Annotated in this window: 8 protein-coding genes; all 8 read right to left on the bottom strand. The window is 67.2% G+C overall.

Annotation, left to right across the window (positions count from 1 at the left end; genetic code table 11):
- Positions 1-689: AMP-binding protein (locus tag B4M62_RS09515; RefSeq protein WP_290707022.1), on the bottom strand; the 689-nt coding region annotated here is incomplete at its 3' end.
- Between the two features lie 105 nt (positions 690-794).
- Positions 795-1,787: a sulfate/molybdate ABC transporter ATP-binding protein gene (locus tag B4M62_RS09510; RefSeq protein ID WP_290707019.1), complete on the bottom strand. Its 993-nt coding sequence runs from the start codon at positions 1,785-1,787 to the stop codon at positions 795-797.
- Position 1,788: 1 nt separating this feature from the next.
- Complete coding sequence (gene cysW / locus B4M62_RS09505; RefSeq protein WP_290707017.1) at positions 1,789-2,694, bottom strand: sulfate ABC transporter permease subunit CysW; 906 nt, start codon at positions 2,692-2,694, stop codon at positions 1,789-1,791.
- Complete coding sequence (gene cysT / locus B4M62_RS09500) at positions 2,691-3,545, bottom strand: sulfate ABC transporter permease subunit CysT (RefSeq protein ID WP_290707015.1); 855 nt, start codon at positions 3,543-3,545, stop codon at positions 2,691-2,693. The genes cysW and cysT overlap by 4 nt, the downstream gene beginning before the upstream one ends.
- Complete coding sequence (locus tag B4M62_RS09495) at positions 3,542-4,618, bottom strand: sulfate ABC transporter substrate-binding protein (RefSeq protein WP_290707104.1); 1,077 nt, start codon at positions 4,616-4,618, stop codon at positions 3,542-3,544. Before B4M62_RS09495 ends, cysT begins: the two co-directional genes overlap by 4 nt.
- A gap of 249 nt (positions 4,619-4,867) precedes the next feature.
- Positions 4,868-5,164, bottom strand: a complete 297-nt coding sequence (locus B4M62_RS09490; RefSeq protein WP_290707106.1) for a hypothetical protein — start codon at positions 5,162-5,164, stop codon at positions 4,868-4,870.
- A gap of 81 nt (positions 5,165-5,245) precedes the next feature.
- Positions 5,246-7,300 (bottom strand): M3 family metallopeptidase, encoded by a 2,055-nt coding sequence (locus B4M62_RS09485; protein WP_290707013.1) that lies wholly within the window; start codon positions 7,298-7,300, stop codon positions 5,246-5,248.
- 3 nt (positions 7,301-7,303) lie between these two features.
- A partial coding sequence (lepA, locus tag B4M62_RS09480) for a translation elongation factor 4 (RefSeq protein WP_290707011.1) occupies positions 7,304-8,994 on the bottom strand: 1,691 nt, incomplete at its 5' end.

The following is an 8,994-nucleotide window of genomic DNA, read 5'->3' as shown; positions in this document are numbered from 1 at the left end:
CCGTTGCAGTGGAACATCGGCAACGTCCACAGATAGCGGGTGTCGATTGAGAATCCCTGGGTGATCGCGGTGCCCAGCGAAGCCAGGTACGCGCCCCGATGGGTGTACATGACCCCCTTGGGCTGCCCGGTGGTGCCCGAGGTGTAGTTGATGGAGATGACCGCGTTCTCGTCGTCGACGTCCCAGTCGAACACCGCATCGGCATTGCCGCGCGCCATCAGCTCGTCGTAGCGCAGCGCGACGCCGTCGTACTCCCCGTCCTGGCTCGGCGTCTCCACCACCTCCCGGACCGAGTCGAACTCGATCCCGTCGAGCGCCGCCAACAGGCCGGCATCACCGACCAGCAGGACCGCCCTCGAATGGTTGCAGATGTAGCGCACCTCGGCGGGCGCGAGCCGCGTGTTGACGGCGACCAGGACACCGCCGATGAGCGGCACCGCGAAATGCGCGCTCAACAACTCCAGCGAATTGCTCGCCAGATAGGCGACCTTGTCCCCCGCCCTGACTCCCGATGCCGTCAGCGCGCTCGCCAGCCGCCGGACGTCGGCGGCCAGTTCGGCATAGGTCAGCCGGCGACCGCCGTCGATCACCGCGAGTTTGGTCGGATGAACGTCGGCAGACCGCACCAAGAAATGCAGCGGGGTCAACGGGGTATCGAGCCCCGAAGCGGCGCGGGCAACGCTGGTCATGGATCCTCAATTCGTCAGTGTCTCCTGACAGTCCTACTCCACGCCGGTGTGATCCTCGCTACGCGCCGCCGAATTCCCCTCCCGTTGCAACGCCGCTGCAACCCTCTACCGATCGAAGGCGGCAATCTTGGTGGCGCGCGCGTAGACCGTTTCCCCGGGCTGCAAATGCAGCGCGTTCTGGTCCCCTCTGGTGATCTGCGCGGCGAACTCGTCGCCGGTGGCGGCGGCGAGCAACTCGACGCGCGTCTCGAATCCCAGATTGACCACGCGCGCGACGGTGGCTTTGACCACCCCGGTGTCCAGGGCCGCGTCGCCACCGGGCAGGGCGATCTCCGGATTGCGCCCGATCCGGATGTCGTGCGGGCGCACCAGTTCGCCGTTGACCCGAACGGTCGAGCCGAGGAAGGAGGCCACGAACGGATTGGCCGGCCGGTCATAGAGGTCGTCCGGGGCACCGACCTGCTCGATGCGGCCCTGGTTCAGGACCGCGATGCGGTCGGACACGTCGAGCGCCTCCGCCTGATCGTGGGTCACCAGCACCGTCGTCACATGTACCTCGTCGTGCAGGCGGCGCAGCCACTTCCGCAGATCCTCGCGGACCTTCGCGTCGAGCGCGCCGAACGGCTCGTCGAGAAGCAGCACCTGCGGATCGACGGCCAACGCACGGGCCAGGGCCATCCGCTGCCGCTGGCCGCCGGAGAGCTGGGCGGGAAAGCGCTTCTGGAACACGGTCAGACCGACGATGTCGAGCAACTCGTCGACCTTCTTGTCGATCTCCCGCTTGGGCCGTTTGCGGATCTTGAGCCCGAAAGCGATGTTGTCGCGCACCGTGAGGTGTTTGAACGCGGCATAGTGCTGGAACACGAACCCGATGTCCCGCTTTTGCGGGGAGGCCGCCGAGACGTCATTGCCGTTGATGATGACGGTGCCCGAGTCCAGGCTGTCGAGTCCGGCGATCGCTCGCAGCAGGGTGGACTTCCCCGACCCGGACGGTCCGAGCAGCGAGGTCAGCGACCCCTCCGGGATGTCGATCGACACATCGTGCAGCGCCGCAAAGTCGCCATAGCGCTTGTTGGCCCCGATTACCGAGATGGACATGTCACACGCCTTCCGTGAGGAGTTGGGGGTCGAGGCCGTGCGGCCGGGCGGGCGCACCGGGCACATTCTCGGTCAGTGCCGCCGACCCGCTCGCCTGCGCGTAGCGGTTGCGGACGCGCCGCTCGATGAGTGTCATCGCCACCAGGACCAGGACGGCGACGCCCATCAGCAGCGTGGCCGCGGCATAGGCGCCGAACTCGTTGTAGTCGTCGGTGTAGCGCGAGTGCACGAGCAGCGTCAGGGTCTGGGACACACCGGGAAAGTTCGACGACACCATCGTCACCGCGCCGTACTCGCCGAGCGAACGGGCGATCGTCAACACGACGCCGTAGGTCAACCCCCACCGGATGGCCGGGAGCGTGACGCGGCTGAACGTCTGCCACCCGCTGGCGCCGAGCGTGACGGCCGCCTGCTCCTGTTCGGTTCCGATCTCCCGCAGCACCGGTTCGACCTCGCGGACGACGAACGGCAGGGTCACGAACAACGTCGCCAGCACCAGGCCGGGGAATCCGAAGATCACCCGGAAGCCGAGGCTCTCGACGCCACCGAACCACCCGCCGTGTCCCCACAACAGGATCAGGGCGACGCCGGCGACCACCGGCGACACCGCGAAGGGCAGGTCGACGACCGATTGCAGCAGGCCTTTGCCGGGGAAGTTGCCACGCGCCAGCGCCAGGGCCGTCGCCACCCCGAATACGACGTTCAGCGGGACCACGATGACCACGATCAGCAGGCTCAGCTGCAGCGCCGATAGGGCGGCGGGCGTGGTGATCCACTCCCAGAATTGGCCCAATCCGTGTTCGAAGGAGCGCCAGAAGATCAGCCCGACCGGGACGACGAGCAGTACGAACAAGTAGAGCAACGCGACGGTTCGCAGCGCGTAGCGGGTGAATGGCGAAACTTTCATCGGTCATCGTCCTCTCGCACCGACTGTCGTCGCCCGACGAGCCGCAGCGCGAACAACACGACGAAGGCGATCAGGAGGAGCACCACCGACACGGCTGCCGCATTGACCGGCTCGTCAGTCTCGATTTGCTGCTGGATGTACTGCGAGGCGACCTGGGTCTTTCCCGGGATGTTTCCGCCGATCAGCACAACCGATCCGAACTCGCCGATGGCCCGGGTGAATGCGAGACCGGCGCCGGTGAGGATCGCCGGAAGCAGCGCGGGCAGCACGACCTTGGTGAAGGTGAGGCGATTGCTCGCGCCGAGCACCGCGGCCGCCTCTTCGACGTCGGTGTCGAGTTCGAGCAACACCGGCTGCACCTGGCGCACGACGAACGGCAGGGTGACGAACGTCAGCGCGATCACCAGGGCCGGCCGGGTAGCGTTCAGCACGATGTCGATCGGTGAACTCGGCCCGTAAAGCGACAGCAGCACGAGGCTGGCGACGATCGTCGGCAGCGCGAAGGGCAAGTCGATGATCGCGTTGACGACGCTCTTGCCCGGAAAGTCGTCGCGCACCAGCACCCAGGCGATCAGCGTGCCGAAAACGACGTTGACGAGGGCGACGACGACCGACACCCCGACGGTGATCAGCAGGGCGTCGATCGCGTTGCGCGCGGTGACCGCCTCCCAGAAGCCGCTCCATCCGTCGCCGAACGATTGGACGGTGATCGCGGCCAGCGGCAGCAGCACGATGATGCTCAGCCAGAGCCAGGCGACCCCGACTCCCGCCGGTGAGACACCGTTGAACGTCCGCGACCGGCCGAGGAATCCGTTGGGCGCCGACGAGTCCGCGGCGACTGCCGCGGTCATGAGTGGCCCCCGGTGGAGTTGTAAATCTTGGTGATGGCGCCCTTCGCTCCGAAGAGCTTGGCGTCCACCGCCTGCCAGCCGGCCAGATCCGTGCCGTCGTTCTTCGCCGCGGTACCGGCGCCGAGAACCTTGCCGAGTTCGGCGATGGTCCACAGCCGGTCGATCCGGCCGGGGAAGGAGTGCGCGGTTTCGGCGACCACCTCGGGTACGACGGGCCGGAATCCGGTCTGCGCCCACAGTCGCTGCGCGCGTGGCGTGAAGAGGAAGTCGACGAACGATTTCGCGGCGACCTTGTCGGTGCTGGTGTTGACCACGGCGACCGGGTTCTCGATCTTGAAAGTCTGCGGCGGGACCACGTACTCGACCTGGTGGGCGCGGCTGGTGGTCGCGTTCGCACGGTCGAGCATGATGGCCTCGTTCTCGTAGCTGATCAAGACGTCCCCCTGCCCCTGCTCGAAGGCCGTCGTCGCTTCCCGGCCCGACTTGGGCTGCACGGTGATGTGATCGCGCACCAGCTCGGCGACGTAGTCGAGTCCGGCCCGCACGTTGCGGCCGCCGTCGCTCTTCGTGGCAAACGGCGCCAACAGGTTCCACTTCGCCGATCCCGAGCTTCCCGGATTCGGCGTGACCACCTGGACGCCGGGCTTGAGCAGGTCATCCCAGTCGCGAACATTCTTGGGGTTGCCCTTGCGCACGACCAGCACGACGACCGACCCGAACGGGGTGCTGTTGTTCGGCGCCCGCGACTTCCAGTCGACGTCGATAATCCCCTCCTTGACCAGACGGGTGATGTCGGGTTCCACCGAGAAGTTCACGACGTCGGCCGGTACCCGCCGGGCGACCTTGCGCGACTGGTCGCCGGAGGCGCCGTAGCTCTGCGAGAAGCCGATGCCATCGCCCTGCGGGGTGGCCCGAAAAGCCGGTATGACTTGGTCGAACCCAGGCTTGGGGACCGCGTACGCCACCAGGTTGATATGCCGGTTGCCCGACGAGATGTTCTGGCCCCCGGGCTCATCGGTGGACCCGCCACCGCAGGCGGTAACCCCGACCGTGACGCTGCACGCCACCACCACGGTCGCCGCACGTGCCGCGCGGCTCCCCCACGGGCGCCGAAACGAGTTGGTCGTCACGGGGTCTCCTCACTTGTCGTCGTTCACCGGGACCGGCACAACGTAACAAGGCCGTACGGCGTGCCGTGGTCGGCTCGACGACGGGCACCGCCGGGGATGCGGGTGCACGGGAGCTGTGCTAGCCGATGATCAGCCAGGCGAGGATGACCAGGACAAGGAGCCCCAGAAGGGCCCAGGTGACCGGCGAACGCTTCACGATTCCCCTCCCACCGTCGGACGACCCGACGCGTTCGATGCTGCCGCGCCGTCGTCGGGCGGCTCCAAATCGGCCGAGAAGCGGGCGCTGAACTGCGCCTTCCAGGTCTTGGCGGTGAACTCACCCAGCCGCGCGGCGAGCCCGGTGACCACCTCGACAACCTCGGAGAGCACCATTGCGGCGATGATCGCCAGCGGCACCACGACGATCAGGGTCACCAACAGTTGTGGCACGAAGGGCAGCCGGATCAGCCACTCCTCCACACCATCCCACCAGGAGAGAAACCCTGACACCGCGTCCCCTCCGTTTCCGAATCAGTGTGATTGAAATGCGCTCGGCGCGCCCACCCGAGCATAGTCGCGAACGGCGACCGCTCAGGCCAGGCCCCGTCGGCGCAACAACGGCTCGACGGCGGCGCTGCCGCCGATCAGTTCCCGGTGTGCGGCCAGCGGGTCGACGCTGTCCCCCTTGGACAAGACCGCGTCGACGAACCGTTGCCCGGACTCGCGCCGCAGTCCGCCGTTGGCCTCGAACCATTCGCGGGTCGCCGCGTCGAGGACCTCCGACCAGATGTAGGCGTAGTACGCCGCCGAATATCCGCCGGCGAAGATGTGGTTGAAGTACGGCCCCCGGTAGCGCGGCGGAATCAGCGCAGTCGCGGCTCCTGCGTCGGCGAGCGCCGCCGCCTCGACCGACGACCACCCCTCCGGCCGGGCCGTCAGGTCGAGGTCGGCCAGTTCCGCCGGGCTCAGCCGGTGCCAGCGCAGGTCGACAATCGCCGCCCCGAGATACTCGACCGTGGCGTGCGCGGTCTCGGTCCCCGAGGTGGCCCGGACCTGTTCGACAAGAGCCTCCGGTGCCGACTCACCGGTCTCGAAGTGGCGCGCGTAGTTGGCGACGACCGCTGGGTGCAGCGCCCAGTGCTCGTTGACCTGCGAAGGGAACTCGACGAAGTCGCGCGGTACCGCGGTGCCCGACTGCGAGACGAACCGGACGTCGGAGAGCAGGCCGTGCAACGCGTGTCCGAACTCGTGGAACAGCGTCATCACCTGGTCGATACTCAGCAGTGTCGGCTGCCCCTCCGCGGGTTGCGGGATGTTGAGTACGTTGACGACGACCGGCCTGAGGGCGAGCTCGCGCGACTGATCGACGAACGAGGTCATCCATGCGCCGCCACGTTTGGTCGACCGCGCATACATGTCCGCCAGGAACAGGCCCACCCCGTCGCCGGCGTCGTCGAAAACTTCGAAGACCCGCACGTCGGGGTGGTATCCGGCGAGATCGGGGCGCGCCACGAAGGTCAGTCCGTACAGCTTCTCAGCGGCGAAGAACACTCCGTCCCGCAGAACGCGGTCCAGTTCGCAGTACTGTGCGAACGCCTCGATGTCCACGTCGGCCCGCTCCTGCTGCACACGGGCGAGCCAGTACGTGTAGTCCGACGCGGCGAGGTCGCCACCGGCCCGCGCGCGCAGCGCCTGCTCTTCGGCGGCGGCCGCCGGCTGCACGGCCCCCACCAGCCGCGTCAGCAGTTCGTCGACCGCTGCGACATCCGGTGCCGTCTCCTCGTCGATGACGAAAGCGGCGTGATCGGGGTAGCCGAGGAGCTGTGCGCGCCGCGCCCGAAGTTCGACGATCGCGGCGATCAGCGCACGGGTGTCGAACGCGTTGCCGCGCGAACCGCGCGCAAGAGAGGCCTCGAACACCGCCTTACGGGCCGACGGGGCGTTAAGTTCGGCGACCGCCGCCTGGCTCGTCGGAAGTTCCAGCGCGACGAGGTAGCCGTCGACGCCGGCCTCGGCGGCCCGGGCGCGCGCCGCGCCCAGTTCCCCCGACGACAGGCCTGCGAGTTCGGCTTCGGTGGCAAACGGGACCGCTGACGCATTCGCCTCGTCGAGGACGAGGCGTCCGAACTCGGTGGTCAGGTCGGCCAGCCGCGCGGTGATGACCCGCATCTCCTCGCGGCCGGAGTCGTCCAGGCGCGCCCCCGAGCGCACCGCATCGCGGTATCGCCGGTCGAGCAAACGGAACTCGGCGGAGTCCAGGCCCAGGTCCGCACGCTGCTCCCACACCTGCGTCACCCGGGCGAAGAGCGCCGGATCGGCAAGGATGGCGCTGTGATGATTGGCCAGCTGCGGGGCGAGCCGCGCCGCGATGTCGTTGCGCCCGGGCGTCGCCACCGGCCCGAGTGTGCCGTAGAAGGTGCGCAACGCCCGGGTCAGCGCCTGACCCGAGTTTTCCAGGGCGACAACGGTGTTGACGAAGGTCGGGGACTCTCGATTCGTGCTGATCACGTCGATCTCGGCGCGCTGGGCCGCCATGGCCGCGATAATCGCGGGCTCGAAATCGTCGTCGGCGATCGCCGCGAAGTCCGGTAGCCCGTACGGGAGCGCGCTGGATTCGAGTACAGGATTGGTCACGGCACGCGACATGGGCTATTTCCCCTTGGGCTTGTCCCCGGTGGCATCCGACGACAGGGCGGCGACGAACGCCTCCTGCGGCACCTCGACGCGCCCAATCGTCTTCATCCGCTTTTTGCCTTCTTTTTGCTTCTCGAGCAGCTTGCGCTTGCGGCTGATGTCACCGCCGTAGCATTTGGCGAGCACATCCTTGCGGATCGCCCGGATATTCTCGCGGGCGATGATCTTCGCGCCGATCGCCGCCTGAATCGGCACCTCGAACTGCTGGCGCGGAATCAATTCTTTCAGCTTGAGCGCCATCTTGTTGCCGTAGGCGTAGGCGGCATCCCGGTGCACAATTGCGCTGAACGCATCAACGGCCTCGCCCTGCAGCAGAATGTCGACCTTCACCAGATCGGCGTCGGATTCCCCGGACTCCTCATAGTCCAGGCTCGCGTAGCCGCGGGTCCGCGACTTCAGCGAGTCGAAGAAGTCGAAGATGATCTCGGCCATCGGCAGCGTGTAGCGGATCTCCACGCGAGTGTCGGACAGGTAGTCCATGCCGCCCAGCTCGCCGCGGCGCGCCTGGCACAACTCCATGATCGCGCCGATGTACTCGCTCGGCGCGATGATCGTCGTCTTGGTGATGGGTTCGAAGATCTTTCCGGTCTTGCCTGTCGGCCAATCCGACGGATTGGTGACGATGTGCTCGGTGCCGTCGTCCATCACCACTCGGTAGACGACGTTGGGCGCGGTGGAGATGAGATTCAGGCCGAACTCGCGCTCCAGCCGTTCGCGGGTGATCTCCATGTGCAGCAGGCCGAGGAATCCACACCGGAACCCGAAGCCCAGGGCCACCGACGTCTCCGGCTCGAAAGTGAGGGCGGCATCGTTGAGTTGCAACTTCTCCAGTGCCTCGCGCAGCACCGGATAATCCGACCCGTCGATCGGGTAGAGCCCGGAGTAGACCATCGGCACCGGCTCGCGATAGCCGGTGAGGGCCTGCTGCGCGCTCTTGCGGGCACTGGTCACGGTATCGCCCACCTTTGACTGGCGGACATCCTTCACCCCGGTGATGAGATATCCGACCTCGCCGACGCCGAGGCCCTGCGTGGGTTTCGGTTCCGGCGAGACGATGCCGACTTCGAGCAACTCGTGTGTGGCGCCGGTCGACATCATCGCGATCTTCTCGCGGGGCACGATCCTGCCGTCGACGACGCGGACGTAGGTGACCACGCCGCGATAGGTGTCGTAGACCGAGTCGAAGATCATGGCGCGCGCGGGGGCGTCGGGATCGCCGACCGGGGCCGGTACCCGCTCGATCACCCGATCGAGCAATTCGGAAACCCCGACTCCCGTCTTACCGGAGACGCGCAACACATCGTCGGGGTCGCACCCGACGATGTGTGCGATCTCGGCGGCGTAGCGGTCCGGGTCGGCCGCGGGCAGGTCGATCTTATTGAGGACCGGGATGATCTCCAGCTCGTTCTCCATGGCCAGGTACAGGTTGGCCAGGGTCTGCGCCTCAATGCCCTGCGCCGCGTCGACCAGCAGCACTGCCCCCTCGCAGGCCTCCAGCGCACGGCTGACCTCGTAGGTGAAGTCGACGTGGCCCGGGGTGTCGATGAGATGGATGACGTAGTCGGTCGTGGTGCCGTCGTCGGCGGTCACCTGCCACGGCAGGCGCACATTCTGCGCCTTGATGGTGATGCCGCGCTCGCGCTCGA

The sequence above is a fragment of the Gordonia sp. UBA5067 genome, assembly GCF_002414845.1.
GTDB lineage: Bacteria > Actinomycetota > Actinomycetes > Mycobacteriales > Mycobacteriaceae > Gordonia > Gordonia defluvii.
The sequence above is the reverse complement of the archived record's forward strand: the minus strand, read 5'-3'. Positions and strand labels throughout refer to the sequence as shown.